Here is a 20,549-nt window from a genome sequence, read left to right as displayed (position 1 = left end):
CGTTACTTATCTGAATTTATGCAATATCTGTTCGAATATATAGTACTGCCTTTGACAATGAATTGTCACAAACTGCTGACATGATCTAGGCGATAGTCTTATGTTTTTGACTGATTCATCGTATAATGCGAGCAATTTTTGTCGCGGTTTGCGATGTTTTGCTTTTTCAATTGAGGAGTCCTAAGTGGCCCAATATATTTATACGATGAACCGAGTGTCTAAGATGATTCCGCCTAAGCGCGAAATCTTAAAAGACATCTCTTTATCATTTTTCCCAGGTGCAAAAATTGGTGTACTTGGTTTAAACGGTGCAGGTAAATCGACCTTGCTTCGTATTATGGCGGGCGTAGACAAAGATTTTTCTGGTGAAGCACGTGCGCAACCGGGTATCAAAATCGGTTATTTAGAGCAAGAACCACCGCTCGATCCAAATAAAGACGTTCGTGGCAACGTAGAAGATGGTTTACGTGAACCATTAGATGCTTTGGCGCGTCTCGACGAAGTGTTTGCTGAATATGCGTCTGAAGATGCAGACTTTGATAAGTTAGCGAAAGAACAAGAAAAATTAGAAGCGATTATCCATTCATGGGATGCGCATAACCTCAGCAACCAAATGGATCAAGCCGCAGCTGCGTTGAACCTTCCAGCTTGGGATGCTGACGTGACTTTACTGTCAGGTGGTGAGCGTCGTCGTGTTGCGTTGTGTCGTTTGCTTTTATCTAAGCCAGACATGTTGCTTCTAGACGAACCGACGAACCATTTGGATGCAGAGTCTGTGTCTTGGTTAGAGCGTTTCTTGAAAGACTTTGCGGGCACTATTGTGGCGATTACGCATGACCGTTATTTCTTGGATAACGTTGCCGAGTGGATTTTGGAGCTTGACCGCGGTATGGGTATTCCTTACCAAGGCAACTATTCTTCTTGGTTAGAGCAAAAGAATGCGCGACTAGAACAAGAGAATAAGCAAGAAGAGTCTTTTGCTAAAGCATTGAAGAAAGAACTTGAATGGGTTCGTTCAAATGCCAAAGGTCAACAAAAGAAAAACAAAGCGCGTATGGAGCGTTTTGAAGAGCTTAACTCACGTGAATTCCAACAGCGTAACGAAACCTCTGAAATCTATATTCCACCTGGTCCACGCCTAGGCAACAAGGTTGTAGAAGTAGAAGGTATCAGCAAATCGTTTGATGGTCGCTTACTGTATGAAAACCTCAGCTTTACCGTGCCGCCTACAGCAATTGTGGGTATCGTGGGTCCAAACGGTGCGGGTAAAACCACACTATTCCGTATGATGACTGGTGAGCAACAGCCAGATACAGGTACGGTAACGTTGGGTGAGTCGGTTAAAGTAGCGTATGTGGGTCAGATTCGTGACACCTTAGATAACAACAAAACTGTTTGGGAAGAAGTTTCTGGCGGTTTGGATATCTTAAGAATTGGCGATTATGAAATTGCATCACGTGCTTATATCGGTCGCTTTAACTTTAAGGGTCAAGATCAGCAAAAACGTGTAGGCGAATTGTCAGGTGGTGAGCGTAACCGTTTGCAACTGGCGAAAATCCTGCAAATGGGCGCAAACGTGATCTTACTGGATGAGCCATCGAACGACTTGGATATCGAAACTTTACGTGCGCTTGAAGATGCCATTTTGGTATTCCCGGGTACAGTGATGGTGGTATCGCATGACCGTTGGTTCCTTGACCGTATTGCAACGCACATTTTGTCATTTGAAAATGAACAACCTGAATTCTACGAAGGCAACTATGCTGAGTATGAAGCATACCGCTTGGCACGTTTAGGCGAAGATGCGGTACAAAAGCGTACTAAATACAAAAAAATCAGTGGATAAATGGCACTGTTAGCAATTATTGCTGGGATAGCAAGCTGCACATTATTGATTGTGCAGCTTGGCTCTCTTTTTGTTGCTTTTCGGCGACTAAATTCTCCGATACATTCTTCTATTCTTAAAAAAACACCACACATTACACTGATTCGACCACTTTGTGGTCTAGATAATTTTGCAGAAGAATTACTCTTATCCTGCTTTAAACAGGATTATCCAGATTATGACATCCTTTTTTGCGTTGCTTCTGCACAAGACCCTGTGATTCCGTATGTCAATCGGTTAATGGCCTGCCACCCTGAAAGATCAGCCAAACTTCTGATCGGAAATGATCTGATTACTAAAAACCCCAAACTCAATAACATTGAGAAGGCATGGCAAAGTACATCTGCTCAATGGATTGCGATGGCGGACAGTAATCTGTTGCTTCCACCAGACTATCTGCGTTCATTAATTTTGAGTTTTGATGAGCAAGATACAGGGCTCGTGAGTTCGCCAGCCATTGGTATTCGACCAATGAATTTGTGGGGTGCAGTTGAAGCCGCATTATTGAATACACATCAGGCACGATGGCAGTTTTTATCCGATGCAATCGGCCTTGGATTTGCACAAGGCAAAACCTTGTTTTGGCACAGAGATGTTCTTGATCAGCGTGGTGGACTGTCTGCATTAGGGCATGAATTAGCCGAAGATGTTGCATCGACGAAACTGGTTAGAGATGCGGGCTTGAAAGTTCATTTAACACCACGCCCTTTTGGTCAACCAATTGGTGAGCGAACATTACGCGCGGTCTGGGATCGTCAATTACGCTGGGCACGTATCCGTCGGCTTGGTTTTTTCTGGCTATTTATTCCTGAAATACTTTTAGGGTCTATACCTGTAATGGCTAGTCTGATTTATCTGGCATATTTACAGATTATCCCTTGGATACTTCCTCCTGCTGTCTTTATTTTGTGGTACGGTGCCGAGTGGATGGTGGCGAAGCTGCTGCGTTGGCCGCATAGTGCCAGAGATGTATGGGCAATGATCATTCGTGACATGCTATTGCCATTGTTATGGCTATGGTGTTGGGCGGGCCGCAGTTTTGTGTGGCATGGGAATGCAATGAGTAGCTCGGCTTCTGTCAATGTGCAAGAACATAAAGAGATGGAGCATTAACCCTTGTTTGATCTCTCAATGACGGAAACTTTAATAAAAGCACATGGTTTGTTGCTGTTAACGCCTTTAGCCGTGATTGAAGGGCCAATTGTTACCGTCATTGCGGCCTATCTGGCCCGTCTAAATTATTTTAGTCTGCTGACTGTGATTGTGGTCGTGATCATGGCCGATCTGATCGGTGATATCTGTTTTTATCTGGTCGGTCGTGGCATGGTGAAAAAGGGAAGTGTGCCACCGAAATGGATGCAGCGTCTGGGATTGAACCCAGCCAGACTAGATGGATTGGTCAGTAAATTTGATGTAGAGGGCGGAAAACTTATTGTTATTGGCAAGCTCACACATTCCGCTGGTATAGCAGTTTTGTTGGGGGCGGGAATTGCAAGAATGCGTTTTCTTCCGTTCGTTTTTTATAGCGCCGTATCTACGATTCCTAAAAGTCTTTTTTTTGTTGCAATCGGTTATAGCTGTGGAAATTTTGTTAATCGGGTTGATCACTGGATTGGAATGATCTCTTTGATGATGCTGGTTATTATTGTTTTTGTCAGCATTTTTTGGCTGAAGAGAACTTCATGAAATTAAGTTGTATTATTCCTGCCTACAATGAAGCACCTCGTATTGGAAAAGTACTGGATGCAGTCTGTGGACATGCGCTTGTCGATGAAATTATTGTTGTGGATGATCGATCGACAGACAATACGGTTGAGGTCGCGCAGCGATCTGGCGTCAAGGTCATTACTTTAGAGCGTAACAGTGGGAAAAGTAATGCGGTTGCGGCGGGGATTTCAGCTGCATCGGGAAGTCATGTGCTTTTGCTTGATGCTGACCTGATTGGACTAACCGCATCGGACATTACGGCATTGGCTGAACCAATCTGCTCTGGTTTGGCTGATGTGTCTTTGAGTTTGCGTGGTAATAGCCCATTGCCGTGGCAAGTGATTGGATTGGACTATATTTCAGGAGAGCGCATCTTCAGGCGTGATCAGGTGATGCAATATCTGGGTGAAATCGGAACGCTTCCCCGTTTTGGGTTAGAGGTCTGGTTAAACCACTTATGGCTTGCAGATCGTTCCCGAATTAAAGTTGTACGTTGGCCTGATGTAATGAGCCCATATAAAGCGAAAAAAATGGGGTGGCTACAAGGTGGTATGGCAGATATCCAAATGCTGCGAGATATTTTTAATACCGTTCCACTGCATAAAGCAAGCATGCAAATTGTGAAAATGTGGCTTAGACAAAATAAAGTGAAAAAGAGTTTATCATCCAATCATAGTTAACTATTTGTTATATTTTAGATTTTATAAGTAGTTTTAAGGATGGTTTCAATGATGAATTGGAGCTGTCTTTCGGAAAGCATAATTTTACGTTTAATTGCTATAATTATAATAATAAGTCGCTGTTTTCATTTTTAAATTTAATTTTGCAACAATAACTCTACAACTCATAGGCCGTTACGTTCTGTTATGTATGGCATGGGTTTAATGATTCTATCTGGATTTATTGAATTCGTTTAGTGGTTCGTGCTTGATCGAAGTATTGTCATGTTCATATAAACCTTAAAACGTGATTCTATAACATGTCATAAAACTGTTATATTCGTTCGGAATCGTTCGAGAGCTTCTGCGTTGAAACGTTGCAGTGTTTTTATCACCATCTTGCTGACTTTGTTCATGTTCCAAAGTGTTTGGAATGTGGCAGCGGCATTTTGCACCCATGAAAACCGACCAGCGATACAAAAATCGAGTTCAGCGCATTTTGGACATCATCAACTGACCTCCGAGCATCTAGCACAGCATCCAAGTGTATTGAACACAGTAGATGATCCACCCGATGTTCAGGATCATAGTGATCATTTACCGTCTTTTTCACCTGTAATGGCAGTCGTGCAGGCACATACCCTTGCACCACATCATGCTTCTATGCAGGTGTTGCGGCATTATGACTGGAATAATTTATACCAGTCCCCTGATTTGTTTGCCGCCAATCCACCGCCTGTTTTTGCCCCGCTATTGGTGGGGTAGCCGAAAAATCGCCCACCGTAATATTTCTTTTTACGGGGCAAAACGATGTCTTTTTCTTTCTTCCATGCACAGGCATGGCGTTGCAGCATGCTGTTTGGTGTATGCAGCATGGCAACTTCTATGGCGTATGCTGTAGATCATTCGCTAAGTTTTCAGCAAGCTTTTAAAAAAGTTGAGCAATATCAGGCACAGCAAGGGCTGTGGCAGGCACGCGAAAGCATTGCCAATGCACAGCAGCAACAGAGTCGTTTGTGGGAAAATCCAACTCTTGCGGTGCAGAAAACGGGTTTTGGTTCTAGTCAGGATCGTGAACTGGAAGTCAATCTGTCGCAAAAACTGGATCTGTTTGGTGAGCGCCGTGCGGCACAGCACTTGGCAAAACTTGAGCTGAGTCAAGTTCAGCTTGATCAGCAGCTTTATCGGGCACAGTTACAACTGGCACTCAAATATCGCTGGGTGCAGTTAGCTGTGTTGCAGCAAGAACAGCAACTGACACAGGCACAGCTACGAAGCAGTCAGGCATTACTCAATGCCACCCGCCTGCGTTATCGGGCTGGGAGTATTTCCCAGTTAGATTTAGATCGTGGTTTGATGGCGCATATTGAAAATCAACAGCGTGATCAGCAAGCTCAACAGGCTGTCCAAATCGCCAAGCGGCAACTGGCACACTGCTGGGGTGAAACCAACAGTGATGTATTGGATCTTCAGCTTGAAGACCCGTTACGCAGCACTGAAGCATTGATCAAACAGCATCAGCAGCAGAATTTGTTCACTCGCAGTTTGCAATTGCAAAGCCAGCAACAGCAGGCTCAGATTCAGCATTTGCGCGCGCAAGCACGCCCTAACCCCACGCTACTGGTGGGTATGGTGCGTAGCCAGACTGCAAATCAAAACAATACCGAACAACAGTTCAGGGTTGGTGTGGAAATCCCGCTGACACTATTTAATCGACAGCAATATGCCCAGCAGATGTCACAGAGCAAAGCTGATTATTTAGATCACGCACAGCTGCGTTATCAGCAAGATACACAGCGGTTGCTTGAAACAGCCTTGCTTGAATTACGCAATTTAAATCAGCAACTCAGCTTGGTCAGAGATCAACAAATTCCATTGTCAGAGGGGATTTTACAAAAAACCTTGCAAGGGTTTCAGGCAGGAAAATACGCCATGAGTGATGTGCAGCAGGCAAATCTGCAATTGCAGCAGCAGCGATTGCAACAGGCACAGCTGTTAAAAAATGTCTGGCAAAAAGCACTGGATGCCGAGAGTTTGGCACTGGGTGTCGAGCCGAGCGTAGTGGGTGCAGAAGATGCCATTGCCCAAATCCAACAGCGTTTTTCCACTAATCTTGCAGGAGCACAATAATGTTGAATGTAATCAAAAAATCCCAATTGTTCTGGGTCTTGGTAATTGCGCTGTCGACTGTGGTACTGGCTGCAGGATTATTGTTGGATAATAAAAAGAATTCGGGTGCGAAAAGCGAAACCGAACACAGTGAGCAGAAAGAAGCAGAACATGCTTCTGAGTCAGAAGGTGTGGAATTTAGTTCGGCACAAATTCAACAGCAAGGTATTCAACTGGCACAAGTCGCCTATGGCGAGGTCAAGCAAAGTGTCAGTTATCCTGCCACGCTGATGGTCAATACCGATCAGCAGGCGCATGTATCGCCAAGTTTTGCGGGGCGTGTGGAACAGGTCAATGTCGAGCTGGGTCAGCAGGTCAAACGTGGACAGGCTTTAGCGACCTTGTTTGTGCCTGATGTGGTCGATCAGCAGGCTAGCTTAAGCATGGCACAGCAAAATTTACAGCTTGCCGAGCAGGATTATCAGCGTGAACGCCAATTGTGGCAGCAAGGGATTTCAGCCAAGCAAGACTATCAGCGTGCTTATAGTGCCTATCGTCAGGCGCAAATTACGGTGCAGGCGGCACGTTCTCGTTTGAATGCATATGGGGTGAATGCCAACAGTCGTGGGCGCTATGTGTTGTACGCGCCAATTTCAGGCGTGATCAGCAACAAAGACTTGGTGGTCGGGGAAAATGTGCAGCTCAGTGATCAACTGTTTACCATTGATCAACTGGGGCAATTATGGCTCGAATTTGTGTTGCCAAGTTCAGCGAAAAACCTGCAACCTGAGCAAAAAATCCAGTTTAAGTCCTTACAAACAGGCAAGATTTTTCAAGCCCAGATTCAGAGTTTAAGCACTGAGGCGGATAAATTTTCTGGACGTTTAAAAGTTCGTGCCAAAGTGTTAGAAGCGTCAAATGAACTGCGTCCAAATCTGATGGTCAATGTTTTGTTCGATGCTGAACAGCCGAAACAAGTATTGCGTGTGGCAAAAACTGCCGTGCAACAGCTTGAAGGTAAAAATGTGGTCTTTGTGGCAAAAGCAGAACAGGACAAAACCCATTTTCAGCCTGCTGAAGTGCAGTTGGGTGCATATTCGAGTGATGGACAATGGGTTGAAATCCTGTCTGGGTTGAATGCTGAGCAGCATTATGTTTCCGCAGGCAGTTTTGTACTGAAGTCGGAAATGGAAAAAGGCGAGGCTGAGCATGGACACTAAACTGCCACAGCCTGAAGGCTGGTTTGACCGAATCATTCAGTTTGCCATTCAAAATGCACTGTGGGTGATGCTGTTTACTTGTGCTTGGATTGGCGTTGGGGTGTACAGCTATCAGAAGCTCTCGATTGATGCTGTGCCTGACATTACCAACGTACAGGTACAAATTAACTCGCAAGCCAATGGATTTACTGCACTGGAAGTCGAGCAGCGGATTACTTATCCGATTGAAACTGCGATGGCGGGTATAGCGCATTTGCAGCAGACCCGCTCGATTTCCCGCTATGGGTTGTCGCAAGTTACGATTATTTTTGAAGATGGCACCGATATTTACTGGGCGCGGCAACTGATTAGTCAGCAACTTCAGCAGGCTAAAGCCGAGTTACCCGAAGGCATCGAACCACAGCTTTCACCCATCTCAACGGGATTGGGTGAGATTTACCAGTGGGTGGTTAAGGCTGAACCGAATGCCAAAAAGCCAGATCGACAAGCCTATACCGACATGGATTTGCGTGAGATTCAGGACTGGATTGTGCGCCCGCAGTTACAGCGTGTGCAAGGTGTTGCCGAAATCAACAGTATTGGCGGCTATAACAAAACCTATGTGGTTGCCCCTGATTTAAAGCGACTGCAACAACTACAAATTCCGCTAAGTGATTTGCATACTGCACTACGGGATAACAATGAAAACCGTGGAGCAGGTTTTATTGAGGACAATGGGCAACAGCTGACGGTGCGTGTCCCTGGTGTGTTGAGCTCGGTGCAGGATATTGAAAATATCAGTGTAGCCAACAAAAATGGCTTGCCAATCCGCGTGGCAGATGTGGCACGTGTTTCCATCGGGCATGACTTGCGTACAGGGGGGGCAACTTACAACGGTCAGGAAACCGTGCTTGGCATTGCCATGATGATGATGGGTGAAAATAGCCGCACAGTCGCTCAAGCGGTACATGCCAAAATGCAGGAGATTCAAAAAAGTCTGCCGAAAGGTGTGGTGATCGAAACCGTCTATGATCGAACTTCACTGGTGGATAAAGCCATCAAAACCGTGGCGAAAAACCTGATTGAAGGCGCGGTGCTGGTCATCGTGATTCTGTTTATTTTCTTGGGAAATTTCAGGGCTGCGCTGATTACCGCCTGTATTATTCCGCTGGCGATGCTGTTTACCCTGACGGGCATGGCAAAACAAAATATCAGTGCCAACCTGATGAGTTTAGGTGCGCTGGATTTCGGCATCATTATTGATGGTGCGGTGGTGATTGTAGAAAACTGTATTCGGCGTTTGGCAGAAGCGCAGCACCGAACAGGCAGGTTGTTAACCCGTAGCGAGCGATTCCGTGAAGTGTTTTTAGCTGCGAAACAAGCGCGTCGTCCGCTGATTTTTGGGCAAGCCATTATTATGGTGGTGTATTTGCCGATTTTTGCCTTGTCGGGTGTGGAAGCCAAAATGTTTCACCCGATGGCATTTACCGTGGTGATTGCCTTGGTTGGGGCAATGATTTTGTCGGTGACGTTTGTACCTGCGGCAGTGGCCTTATGTGTGACAGGCAAAGTACAGGAAAAACCAAGCCGCTGGATGCTTGGCTTGCAACAGACGTATGCCAATCTACTCGATCATGCTTATCAATATCGAGTTGTGGTACTGACCGCAGCTTTAAGTTTGTTGTTGCTGACAGGGGTATTGACCACCCGAGTCGGCAGTGAATTTGCGCCGACCTTGAGCGAGGGTGATTTTGCGGTGCAGTTGATGCGCGCGCCAAGTACAGGCATTGAGCAATCACTGAAAATGCAGGAACAGGCTGAGCAGCAACTATTGCAAAAATTCCCTGAAATTAAAGCAATTTTTGCACGGACAGGTACAGCCGAAGTTGCCACCGATGTCATGCCGCCCAATATTTCTGATGGGGTAATTTTACTTAAACCGCGTGAACAATGGCCTAATCCACAAGAAACTACTGATCAACTACGTGAGCGGATGTTGAAATTTGTCGTAACACTGGCAGGCAATAACAGTGAATTTTCTCAACCGATTGAACTGCGTTTTAATGAGCTGATCTCAGGCATTCGTAGTGATGTCGGGGTGAAAATCTTTGGCGATGACATGACCGTGTTGAATCAGGAAGCCGAAAAAATTGCCCAAAAATTACGTGCAATTTCAGGGGCAAGCGAAGTCAAGGTTGAGCAAACTTCGGGGTTGCCTGTGCTCAATGTCGCGATTGATTCGGCATTGGCAGCACAATATGGCTTGTCAGTAAAATCGGTTCAGGACTTGGTCGCCAGTAGTGTGGGTGGGCAAAATGTCGGGCAGATTTTACAAGGCGATCGGCGTTTTGATTTTGTGGTGCGGTTGCCTGAAGAATCGCGTAGTGCACAGCAACTGGCTCACTTGCCGATTCAATTGCCCAATGGTGGACTGATTCAGCTGCAAGATATTGCCAAAGTTGAACAGGTTTTAGGTTTGAGTCAGGTCAGTCGTGAGCAGGGTAAGCGCCGTGTGGTGGTGACTGCCAATGTGCGGGATCGAGATTTGGGTTCATTTGTGGTTGAGATGCAGCAAACTTTACAACAGCATGTATTGCCAACAGGCTATTGGCTTGGTTTTGGTGGTCAGTTTGAAAATCTTGCTTCGGCAAAAGCCCGTATGCAGATCGTTATTCCTTTGGCTTTGCTGATGATTTTTGCCTTACTCATGGCCGTATTTTCCAATGTCAAAGACAGCTTGCTGGTGTTTAGTGGTGTGCCATTTGCCTTGTCGGGTGGTGTCGTAGCGCTGTGGCTACGTGATATTCCCTTGTCGATGTCAGCAGGAGTCGGCTTTATCGCACTTTCAGGTGTCGCCGTACTGAATGGCTTGGTAATGCTGAGTTTTATCAATGAATTGCGTGACAACTACGACGTACATCGCGCTACATGGCAAGGTGCGGTGCTGCGTTTAAGACCTGTGCTGATGACCGCCTGTGTTGCCTCACTGGGCTTTATTCCGATGGCTCTCGCTACAGGTACAGGTGCAGAAGTGCAGCGACCTTTAGCGACTGTGGTGATTGGCGGGATTTTGTCGTCAACAGCACTGACTTTGCTGTTGTTACCTGTGATTTATCGCTGGCTGAATGAAAAATCCAGTTAGTCATTTTAAAGTAATCACGTTGGACAAATGCTGAAAATTTGTCTAACGTGGTTTTTATAACCATAAAAACAGGAGTCCCTGTATGAGTGGACACCATCATGGGCATGAGCATCATCATGCCGCAGTCAGTGAAAATAATTCGAAAAAACTTTGGCTGGCACTGGGGCTAACCAGTAGCTTTTTAATTGTTGAGGTTGTGGCAGGTTTTCTGACCCAGAGTTTGGCGCTCTTATCTGATGCAGCACATATGTTTACCGATGCTGCGGCACTGGCAGTTGCACTCATCGCCATTAAAATTGGCAAACTGCCTGCCGATGACAAACGTACGTTTGGGTATCAGCGGTTTGAAATTCTGGCAGCGTTGTTCAATGCACTGATGCTGTTTGTAGTGGCGGTCTATATTTTATATGAAGCTTATATGCGTTTTAGTCACCCGCCCGAAATCCAAAGTCTGGGTATGTTGGTGGTGGCGATACTGGGTTTAATTATTAACCTGATTGCCATGAAAATTTTAATGTCAGGTGTTGAAGATAGCCTGAATGTCAGAGGTGCATATCTGGAAGTGTTGAGTGATGCACTGGGTTCAGTTGGGGTGATTTTTGGGGCAGTGCTGATTTATCTGACGCAATGGGTGTGGGTGGATACCTTGGTTGCGGTCTTCATCGGGATGTGGGTGCTGCCACGTACATGGCTCTTGCTCAAACAAAGCATTAATATTTTGCTAGAAGGCGTGCCTGATGAAATTGATATCGAAGCGTTGCGGCAAGATCTGTTATCTCTTGATGGTGTGGAAAGCATTCATCAACTGAAAGTCTGGGCAATCAGCTCGAAAAATATTCATCTCGCGGTACATTTATTTGCGCCACAGGCAGAACGGAATCGCTTATATCATGAAGCAACAGAAATGCTGGTACATCGCCATGGGATTCGGCAGGTGACTTTACAGATTGAAGAAAATCCATGCCTGACTCATGAACATTCACACCAGCATTAATGTTTTGGCATGATGATTACAATTGCCACTCATGGTTACAGTCACGGCATTTCCATGCTTTTTGTGACTGGAGAAACCCTTGCATTGATAATTTAAAGTTTGGAAGTTGGCGCCAAAACAGCAGACCCGAACCCACGGTCACCAAAAATACCACGCCTGTAGCGATTTGTAGGATTGGGCTTGCACCATGGGCAAAAACCGACATCACAATACAGGCAATCACAAGCAGGAGCAGTAGAAAAATCGAAAAGACCAAAATAACTAAACTTTTTGGAATTTCCGGGCGGACGGCATTGCTACCTTGGGCAACAGGCATAATTTTAGCACTTTGGCATTGTGGGCAACGATATTGCATGGACACTCCCAAATGAATTTATGGTTATTTTAGCGAACTTCATGGCAAAGCAAAAAGTCTAGTCGAAAAAAAACCACTGATCATGTCAGTGGTTTTTTAGAATTTGGCGTCCCTACGGGGATTCGAACCCCGGTTACCGCCGTGAAAGGGCGATGTCCTAGGCCTCTAGACGATAGGGACTTATCGAGGCAACACATATGAGGTTTGGTGGAGCCAAGCGGGATCGAACCGCTGACCTCTACAATGCCATTGTAGCGCTCTACCAACTGAGCTATGACCCCAGTCTGTGTGAGCGCAATATTAGGGGCATTCCACTCACACGTCAAGAAAAAACATTACTCGCTTGTTTCAGTTGCTTCATTTTTCGGCAATTGGATGCTTTCGTTGAGTTTTTCCCAAACTTTAAGCTCTTTTTTGCTCGGACTGCCGACAATTTCAAGCGCACGGCGCAGACGGGCATAGGTCAAGTCAGGGCCAATGGTGACCATCGCTTGCATCACAGGGGTTGAACTTGTTGAACCTGAAATCGCAATAAAGAATGCTGGCATAAAGTCACGTAGTTTAATGCCCATCTGGTTTGCCAAGTCCATCAGGATCTGGCTTACGGTGTCATTGTTCCATGTGAAGGTTTTTTCTAAACGCCAGATGGCAAACTGTAAGCTTTGACGAACCTGTTCTTGACTCAGTTTTTTGCTTTCAAACATCTCTGCGGTGATATTTGGCATGTGGTTGAAGTAAAAACCTGCCCAGTTCACAGCTTCTGATAACAAGTTGATACGCGGCTGAATCGCTGCTGCAATCTCTTCAAGTTTTTTGCTGTCATTTTGCCAAGTCAAAATACGCTCTAGCAGTTGTACAGGGCTTAAACCTTTAATCCACTGACCGTTGAGCCAGTTCAGCTTGTCTACATCAAATACTGGACCGCCCAAAGACACACGGTGAATGTCAAAATTGTCCATCATGTCTTGTAAGGTGAACACTTCACGTTCATCAGGCATTGACCAGCCCATACGACCCAAGTAGTTCAATAGTGCTTCAGGCAACACACCGATGTCACGATAGTAGTTGATCGAAGTCGGGTTTTTACGTTTTGACAATTTCGATTTGTCTGGGTTACGCAACAATGGCATGTGACAAAGCTGTGGCATGTCCCAACCGAAGTATTGGTAAAGCAACTGGTGTTTAGGTGCAGAAGGTAGCCATTCTTCACCACGGAATACATGGGTGATTTGCATGAGATGGTCATCGACCACGTTGGCCAAGTGATAAGTTGGCAGACCATCGGTTTTCAGCAAGATTTGCATGTCAACCTGTGCCCAAGGAATATCCACTTCGCCACGCAGTAAGTCATTGACTTTACAAATCCCTTCTTCAGGAACTTTCATACGAATCACATGTGGTTCACCTGCTGCAAGGCGGCGTTGAACTTCTTCTTGAGAAAGTTTTAAACCACGACCATCGTATTTTGGCGATTCACCACGTGCTTGTTGTTCTGCACGCATTTGATCTAATTCTTCTGCGCTGGCAAAACAGTAAAAAGCATGTCCTTTTTCTACTAACTCTAAGGCGTATTGTTTATAGATATGCATACGCTCAGACTGACGGTAAGGTGCGTGTGGACCACCGACATCTGGACCTTCTGACCATTCGATACCTAACCAGCGTAGTGAATCCAAAATCATTTTTTCTGATTCAGGTGTTGAACGCAGTTGATCCGTATCTTCAATACGTAAAATAAACTCGCCGCCATGTTGTCTAGCGAAGCATAAGTTAAATAAAGCAATATAAGCTGTACCTACATGAGGGAAGCCTGTAGGAGAGGGCGCAATACGGGTACGGACTTTCATAATGGATTCAATTTTAAAATCTAATGCGGGCTATTATAACGAAAAAAGCCCTGTATAACGTGAAAAAGCAACGTAACACAAGGCTGATTTTGACGGGGATGTCTTAGGAATTAAGAGTCGCGTGTTTGAAATAATGCTTGGAGAATTCGAGAAAAACGTTCATGTTGGTAAGCAAAGAAACTTTGGCTTGGCTGTACATGAATGGCATTTAAGATTTTGATGCTATCCAGATCTGAATCAATGGCTTTGGTATTTTGTTTTTGCTTACTGAGTTCTTTTTCAATCAATGAAACATGATGAGCATTTTTACTCAGTGTAATCGCGGTTTTGCTTATTGCTTTGTCTTTATTTTCAATGACATTTGCATAGCTGCTTGTTGCGCCTAAACTTAGACACAAGCCTAAAACTACACCATGAAAATATGCCATAAAATAAAACTCCAAAAAATTAAAGCGGCTTTTTTTGTTATTCCCAGCGTATTTAAATAACGCTACCACTATTTTATCAGTTGCTACTATAACGTACATTTACATAAAAGAAAGCGTATTTATTTTACAAAATACCCATCTGGTTTATGACGATATACTTAGAATCCCACATAATGGCTGTTTTAACAAAGAAATAGACTTCTTTTGTAAGCCCGTTTTATTTTCTTGTGCCTCATTGGAATAGATTTCAATTTTGCTCAAAGAGAGATAAATAAAAAGGGGGTAATCATGATGAAACAGATCTAGGTCATCAGAATGAATAGCTAATAGTCACATACCAGTAGTATAGAAGGAAAACCTGAAAGCTTAGAATAAAACATTATAAATATTTGATATTTCAAATTTATTAAGAATAAGTATAGTGGTCTAAAAATATTTTGAGAATAAAAAATGCGCAAACTGATTACAGCAGGTGTAGTGACACTGCTCACGACAACAAGTTCATGGGTTTATGCAGATAAGACCTTCCTCAATGTGTCTTATGACCCAACCCGAGAGTTCTATCAGGAATATAATCAAATTTTTGGGCAGTATTGGCTCAAACGCACAGGCGAGAAAGTTGAGTTTAAACAGTCGCATGGGGGTTCAGGTAAGCAGGCTCGCGCAGTTGCTTCGGGATTGCCGGCCGATGTGGTGACGTTGGCACTTGCCAATGATATCGATGAAATTGCCAACGCAGGCTATATCCGTAAAGACTGGCAGCAACAATTTCCGCAGCATTCAGCGCCATACACGTCAACTGTGGTTTTTTTGGTGCGTAAGGGCAACCCAAAACAGATTCATGACTGGAAAGATTTGACCAAGCCTGGTGTGGAAATTATTACGCCAAATCCCAAAACTGGCGGTGCGCCGCGCTGGATTTATTTGGCGGCATGGGGCTATGCGCTTAAGCAGCCAGGTGGCAATGATGCCAAAGCCCGCGAACTGGTCTCTAAGCTGTATCACAATGTTAAAGTGCTTGACTCTGGGGCGCGTGGTTCACTGACCACATTTGCTGAGCGCGGTATTGGTGATGTGCTGTTGACTTGGGAAAATGAAGCGTTGCTGGCGCAGAATACCTTAGGAAAAGGTGAATATCAGATTATCTATCCTTCGGTTTCAATTTTAGCTGAACCTTCTGTCGCAATTGTCGATAAAACTGTCGATAAAGATGGCAATCGTTTATTGGCAAAAGGCTATTTAAACTTCTTATATTCCCCACAAGGGCAGGCACTGGCAGCCAAATATAATTTCCGCCCGCGCAATGCCCAGGTTGCACAAAAATACGAGTATAAATTCCCGAAAATCAAATTATTTACCATTGATCAAGTCTTTGGCGGCTGGGCAAAAGCGCAAAAAATCCATTTTGCCAATGGCGGTGTTTTTGACCAGATTTATGCCAAACCTTAAACAATTTGCCTCAGGTCGCTCGGGCGACGCATTGATTTGCTGATTTTTTTAACAAAAAACGGAAATAACTATCGCAAAATAATATTTCCGTACAAAAAGCCGTTTGGAACTTGCATGAAACATGGAGATAATGTGCAATTACATTTTTAATTCTCGATTTCCGTTCGTATGTCACATATTTCTGTATTACTCCATGAAACTATAGATGCGTTGTTAGCAGATCGTCATACAGGAATTTATGTCGATGCAACTTTTGGGCGTGGTGGGCACAGCCGCTTATTATTATCAAAACTCGATGCCAATAGTCGTGTATATGCCTTCGACAAAGACCCGCAAGCTTTGGCTGTGGCTGCTGAACTAGAACAACAAGACCCTCGTTTTAAAATTATTCATGCCAGTTTCGCCGATATTCAGCGAGAACTGAACGCATTAGGTCTGCATGAAGTCGATGGCATCATGGCAGACTTAGGCGTTTCATCCCCTCAGCTTGACCAAGCCGAGCGCGGTTTTAGCTTTATGCACGATGGCCCATTGGACATGCGCATGGACAATTCAAAGGGGCAGACCGCCAGTGAATGGTTATTGAGCATTGAAGAAGAAGCGCTTGCCAATATTATTTTTAAATATGGCGAAGAGCGTTATAGTCGCCGAATTGCCCGCGCCATTAAACAGGCAGGGGAAATTGGTACAACGGCACAGCTTGCTGAGATTGTCAAAGTTGCCCATCCAAAATGGGAAAAAAACAAGCATGCTGCTACGCGTACTTTCCAAGCCATTCGTATTGCGATTAATAAAGAACTCGATGATATTGAACAGTTTCTACCACAAGCGGTTGATTTGCTGTCAGTACATGGGCGTTTGGCGGTGATCAGTTTCCATTCGTTAGAAGACCGTCTGATCAAGCAATTTATTCAAAAAGAGTCTACTCTGGCAGAAGATCATGGCTGGGGCTTGCCGCAACAGCGAGTTGATACGCGTCGTCTGAAAAAAATCTCACGCATTCGCGCCAGTGAACAAGAAGTAAAAAGTAACCCACGCTCACGTAGTGCATGGTTACGTGTGGCTGAACGACTAGACAAATAAAGGCACACCATGAATATAGAGGTTGTTGAAGAAAAACCAGCCAAGGATCGAGTTGTATTGAAAAAAGGGCTGACCTATTTGGTTTTGGTCTGCCTGATTTTTATCAGTGCGGTTATGGTGGTATTTGAAGTATACGAATATCGGTATGATTATCGTCAATTGAGTAGTTTGCTGCGTGCTGAAGATGATCTAAATGCCGAATGGGGACGATTGCTGATCGAACAGCAAACTTTTGGGGCAACTGCCCAGATCGGGACACGTGCCGTGACCCAGCTTCGTATGTACTCACCACCACCTTCGGATACCGTGGTGATTTCTCTTCCTTCAACCGCGCAAAAAAAGTAAGGTCAGTTCAATGACTGAAAAACGAATGAATTTAAAACGTAAAACCAAGCTTTCAGTGACTGAAAAGAGCGAAATTACCTTTGATCAATGGCGCTTTTATTTGCTCTGGGGCATTGTTTTACTGTGTTTTTTAATATTGGTATTTCGTGCATTTTATGTGCAAATTATTAATAAGGACTTCCTGCAAAATAAAGCCAATGCGCTGATTTTACGTGATGAAACCATTAGGCCGATGCGCGGCATTATTAGTGACCGTAATGGTGTGCCGTTAGCGATTAGCACCCCGATCATGAAAGTGGTGATGGATCCACGTGATTATTTTGAAAACAAAAAACTCTATGATGAGATGACTGCCCCGCTTAAACCTGGCGAGCGTCGCAAACCAAAACAAAAACTGCCTGATAAAGACTTTGATCTCGATGAGCTGGCAAATATTGTGGGCGTGGATGCTGACTGGCTGAAGAAGCAAATGCAGGCACATCCTCATTCACGTTACTTGGTGTTAAAAACTGAAGTACCACCGCCACAGGCAGACTTTATTCTGGAACATAATTTTCAGGGCGTGTACACCGAAAAATCCTACAAGCGCTTTTACCCACAACCTCAGCCGAATGCCCAGATTATTGGCTTGACCAATAATGATGGTAAAGGGGTGGAAGGTCTGGAAATGAAGCTGAATAAAAAGTTGACGGGTGTCAACGGCTTGCAGATCAACATTCGGGACAAGTACGGTAACCGTGTCAAAGACCCAGAAGTGGTGAAACCGGTACAGGCAGGAGAAAATTTTACCTTAAGTATCGACTCGCGCTTGCAATACATCATGTACCGTGAATTGACTGCTGCGGGGATTGCCAATAATGCACGTTCAGCAACAGCAATTGCGGTCGATGTCAAAACAGGTGAAATTTTGGCGATGAGCAGTTGGCCATCGTACAACCCAAATGATAAAACCAGTTTAAATAATAAAGACGCGATGCGTAACCGTGGTGCAGTCGACATGTTTGAACCGGGTTCAACCATGAAGCCATTTACCATTTCTGCGGCATTGGAAAGTGGTAAATATACAGAAAATACGATTATTAATACCTCGCCAGGTTCCATGCGGATTGGTAATCATATTATTCATGACACCCATAACTATGGTGCATTGACTTTGGCAGGGGTGATTATTAAATCTTCCAACGTCGGTGCAGCAACCATTGCGCTGTCTTTACCAACGCCAACCATTCCAACCTTCTTTAAACGTGTGGGTTTTGGGCAGCGTTCTGCAGTACATTTTCCGGGAGAAAGTCCGGGACTGATCTTGCCATCCAAATATTGGAACATGTCTGAAATTGGTACGATGGCGTATGGTTATGGTCTGAATGCTACGGTATTACAGTTGGTGCAAGGCTATGCCATGCTAGCCAACCACGGCGTGGAAGTACCCTTAACCTTGTATAAACTGAATAAACCAGTTCAAGGTAAACAAGTGCTTGATCCAAAAATCGCCGATAAGGTCGTGCTGATGATGGAACAGGTCACCCAGCCAGGTGGTACAGCAACACAGGCACAAGTTCCCGGTTATCGCGTAGCAGGAAAAACGGGAACGGCACATAAGCTGAATGCTGACCGACGTGGCTATTCAAAAAATGAATACCGTGCCTTGTTTGCAGGGCTTGCGCCTGTGAGCAACCCACGTATTGCCATGGTTGTTGTAGTGGAAAACCCACAAGGTACTTATTACGGTGGTACGGTATCTGCACCTGTATTTTCACGCATCATGCAAGAGTTTTTGCGCTTACTGGATGTGCCACTGGATAGACCCTTACAAGCCCCTAAAATTCAATAATTGGTGAGTTCATGTCGATTACTTTGCAGCAGATTTATCCTGTTGAGTCTATTCAAACTTGGATGACTCAGCCCTTTCAAGGGTTTTGTTTAGACAGCCGTCATGTTGAAGCAGGGCAGATTTTTATTGCGCTGACCAGTTACTCTCAGCCTGAAAAAACTTTGCACTTTGCTCAGGCAGCATTGCAGCGCGGTGCGATCGGAATTATCGCCGAGCAGCCATTGCCACTGGAGAACTGTGTGGTTTGCCCAGACGTGCGTCAGCGCATGGGAATATGGCAAAAAGCCTATTTGCAAGCGACAGCAGCAACAGCACCCTTGCATATTTTGGCGGTCACGGGTACCAATGGTAAAACCACCATTTCGCGTTTGATTGCTGAATTGATCAGCTCACAACATCAACGCTGTGCGGTCATGGGAACTACAGGTAACGGTATTTTACCTAACCTTGAGCCATCCACCCACACCACTGTGGATGCGCTTTATTTACAGGATTTATTGCATAGCTACGCTGAGCAAGGTGCAAGCTTTGCTTCACTCGAAGCCAGTTCACATGGTTTGGAGCAAGGTCGTTTAAATGGCTGTGAGATTGAAATTGCGGTATATAGTAATTTAAGCCGTGATCATCTGGATTATCATAAAACGCTAGAGGCGTATGCTGAAGCAAAATCCCAGTTATTTGCATTTACGTCATTAAAATATACCGTGATTAATCTGGATGATGCTTATGCTGACGTGATGCTGAATGCTGCACGGCATAATCCAGCACAACCAAAAATTTTCACCTATGCAATCCAGCAAGCTGCTGATTTTTATGTCTCAGATTTGAGCTTTAGCTTGCAAGGTGCACGTTTTACTTTACATAGTCCCGTCGGACAGTTTGCAGTGAACAGCCCATTACTTGGACAGTTCAATGTTGAAAACTTATTGGCAAGTTTGATTGCAGCCTATGCGGCAGGATTTGATTTATCGGCATTGGTCGCGACTGTCCCACAATTGCAAGGCGCACCAGGTCGTATGCAGGTCTTGCGCGATCAGCAGCGCTTGTTTGTGGTGGATTATGCGCATACCCCAGATGCCTTGGTTCAAGTTTTGACCAGCTTGCAACGTCATGTCGAGCATCGCTTATGGGCAGTGTTTGGTTGTGGCGGCGATCGTGATCGTGGCAAGCGTCCACTCATGGTTCAAGCTGCATTGGAACATGCCAATCCTGTGCTATTGACTACCGATAATCCACGCACCGAAAACCCTGAACAAATTTTTGCCGATATGAAACAAGGCATTAATTTTGCTCAGCATGAGGTGCATGAAATCCATGACCGCCGCGAAGCGATTAAATTTGTTGTGCAGCAGGCACAGCCAGGTGATATTGTGGTCATCGCAGGCAAAGGACATGAAAATTATCAGGAAATCGATGGCGTTCGTCATTGGTTTGATGATGTGGTAGAAGTAAAAGCGGCTATCGATCATCAGCACGGAATGCTTACCGCGTATTCAGCTTTGGAAAATTAACGCAC

17 protein-coding genes and 2 tRNA genes are annotated in these 20,549 nt (G+C 44.8%); 14 read left to right on the top strand and 5 right to left on the bottom strand.

Features of this window, described 5'->3' with window-relative positions; translation table 11 throughout:
• Positions 1-184 precede the first annotated feature (184 nt).
• The 9 genes from ettA to ACX1N5_RS03195 all read left to right on the top strand — a co-directional run bounded on the left by ettA (position 185) and on the right by ACX1N5_RS03195 (position 11,695).
• The gene (gene ettA / locus ACX1N5_RS03235; RefSeq protein WP_131379665.1) at positions 185-1,846 is read left to right on the top strand and encodes an energy-dependent translational throttle protein EttA; all 1,662 of its coding nucleotides are present in this window, start codon (positions 185-187) and stop codon (positions 1,844-1,846) included.
• Positions 1,847-2,998: a ceramide glucosyltransferase gene (locus ACX1N5_RS03230; RefSeq protein WP_458799567.1), complete on the top strand. Its 1,152-nt coding sequence runs from the start codon at positions 1,847-1,849 to the stop codon at positions 2,996-2,998. It begins immediately after the preceding gene.
• 18 nt (positions 2,999-3,016) lie between these two features.
• Positions 3,017-3,571: a DedA family protein gene (locus ACX1N5_RS03225; RefSeq protein WP_228127425.1), complete on the top strand. Its 555-nt coding sequence runs from the start codon at positions 3,017-3,019 to the stop codon at positions 3,569-3,571.
• Positions 3,568-4,272, top strand: coding sequence for a glycosyltransferase family 2 protein (locus ACX1N5_RS03220; RefSeq protein WP_458799569.1), 705 nt, complete (start codon positions 3,568-3,570; stop codon positions 4,270-4,272). Before ACX1N5_RS03225 ends, ACX1N5_RS03220 begins: the two co-directional genes overlap by 4 nt.
• A gap of 348 nt (positions 4,273-4,620) precedes the next feature.
• Positions 4,621-5,016 (top strand): cation efflux protein, CzcI-like, encoded by a 396-nt coding sequence (locus tag ACX1N5_RS03215; RefSeq protein ID WP_458799571.1) that lies wholly within the window; start codon positions 4,621-4,623, stop codon positions 5,014-5,016.
• Between the two features lie 45 nt (positions 5,017-5,061).
• Positions 5,062-6,381: a TolC family protein gene (locus tag ACX1N5_RS03210; RefSeq protein WP_458799573.1), complete on the top strand. Its 1,320-nt coding sequence runs from the start codon at positions 5,062-5,064 to the stop codon at positions 6,379-6,381.
• Positions 6,381-7,580: an efflux RND transporter periplasmic adaptor subunit gene (locus tag ACX1N5_RS03205; protein WP_458799574.1), complete on the top strand. Its 1,200-nt coding sequence runs from the start codon at positions 6,381-6,383 to the stop codon at positions 7,578-7,580. Before ACX1N5_RS03210 ends, ACX1N5_RS03205 begins: the two co-directional genes overlap by 1 nt.
• Positions 7,570-10,701, top strand: a complete 3,132-nt coding sequence (locus tag ACX1N5_RS03200; RefSeq protein ID WP_458799575.1) for an efflux RND transporter permease subunit — start codon at positions 7,570-7,572, stop codon at positions 10,699-10,701. The genes ACX1N5_RS03205 and ACX1N5_RS03200 overlap by 11 nt, the downstream gene beginning before the upstream one ends.
• An 82-nt stretch (positions 10,702-10,783) precedes the next feature.
• Entirely contained in the window at positions 10,784-11,695 is a 912-nt protein-coding gene (locus ACX1N5_RS03195) for a cation diffusion facilitator family transporter (RefSeq protein WP_458799577.1), read from the top strand.
• 16 nt (positions 11,696-11,711) lie between these two features.
• Here ACX1N5_RS03195 and ACX1N5_RS03190 read toward each other — a convergent pair whose 3' ends face one another.
• The 5 genes from ACX1N5_RS03190 to ACX1N5_RS03170 all read right to left on the bottom strand — a co-directional run bounded on the left by ACX1N5_RS03190 (position 11,712) and on the right by ACX1N5_RS03170 (position 14,325).
• Complete coding sequence (locus ACX1N5_RS03190) at positions 11,712-12,050, bottom strand: zinc-ribbon domain-containing protein (protein ID WP_131312928.1); 339 nt, start codon at positions 12,048-12,050, stop codon at positions 11,712-11,714.
• Positions 12,051-12,154: 104 nt separating this feature from the next.
• Positions 12,155-12,230 (bottom strand) — tRNA-Glu (locus ACX1N5_RS03185).
• A 25-nt stretch (positions 12,231-12,255) separates the two neighbouring features.
• Positions 12,256-12,331, bottom strand: a tRNA-Ala gene (locus ACX1N5_RS03180).
• 54 nt (positions 12,332-12,385) lie between these two features.
• Positions 12,386-13,897: a glutamate--tRNA ligase gene (gltX, locus tag ACX1N5_RS03175; RefSeq protein WP_458799579.1), complete on the bottom strand. Its 1,512-nt coding sequence runs from the start codon at positions 13,895-13,897 to the stop codon at positions 12,386-12,388.
• A gap of 110 nt (positions 13,898-14,007) precedes the next feature.
• Positions 14,008-14,325 (bottom strand): hypothetical protein, encoded by a 318-nt coding sequence (locus ACX1N5_RS03170; protein ID WP_458799581.1) that lies wholly within the window; start codon positions 14,323-14,325, stop codon positions 14,008-14,010.
• A gap of 450 nt (positions 14,326-14,775) precedes the next feature.
• Between ACX1N5_RS03170 and ACX1N5_RS03165 the strand changes: the two genes are divergently transcribed.
• From ACX1N5_RS03165 to ACX1N5_RS03145, 5 genes are all read left to right on the top strand, one after another.
• Entirely contained in the window at positions 14,776-15,774 is a 999-nt protein-coding gene (locus tag ACX1N5_RS03165; RefSeq protein WP_458799583.1) for a sulfate ABC transporter substrate-binding protein, read from the top strand.
• A 168-nt stretch (positions 15,775-15,942) separates the two neighbouring features.
• Positions 15,943-16,857 carry a 16S rRNA (cytosine(1402)-N(4))-methyltransferase RsmH gene (rsmH, locus tag ACX1N5_RS03160; protein WP_458799585.1) on the top strand — a complete coding sequence of 305 codons (915 nt, stop codon included), beginning with the start codon at positions 15,943-15,945 and terminating at the stop codon, positions 16,855-16,857.
• Between the two features lie 9 nt (positions 16,858-16,866).
• The gene (ftsL, locus tag ACX1N5_RS03155) at positions 16,867-17,202 is read left to right on the top strand and encodes a cell division protein FtsL (RefSeq protein WP_004754568.1); all 336 of its coding nucleotides are present in this window, start codon (positions 16,867-16,869) and stop codon (positions 17,200-17,202) included.
• Between the two features lie 10 nt (positions 17,203-17,212).
• The gene (ftsI, locus tag ACX1N5_RS03150) at positions 17,213-19,033 is read left to right on the top strand and encodes a penicillin-binding protein PBP3 (protein ID WP_004754566.1); all 1,821 of its coding nucleotides are present in this window, start codon (positions 17,213-17,215) and stop codon (positions 19,031-19,033) included.
• 11 nt (positions 19,034-19,044) lie between these two features.
• Positions 19,045-20,544 carry a UDP-N-acetylmuramoyl-L-alanyl-D-glutamate--2,6-diaminopimelate ligase gene (locus tag ACX1N5_RS03145; protein ID WP_458799587.1) on the top strand — a complete coding sequence of 500 codons (1,500 nt, stop codon included), beginning with the start codon at positions 19,045-19,047 and terminating at the stop codon, positions 20,542-20,544.
• Positions 20,545-20,549 lie beyond the last annotated feature (5 nt).

The organism is Acinetobacter sp. ANC 4636 (assembly GCF_054454555.1).
This window is presented reverse-complemented; position numbering and strand designations above follow the sequence as displayed.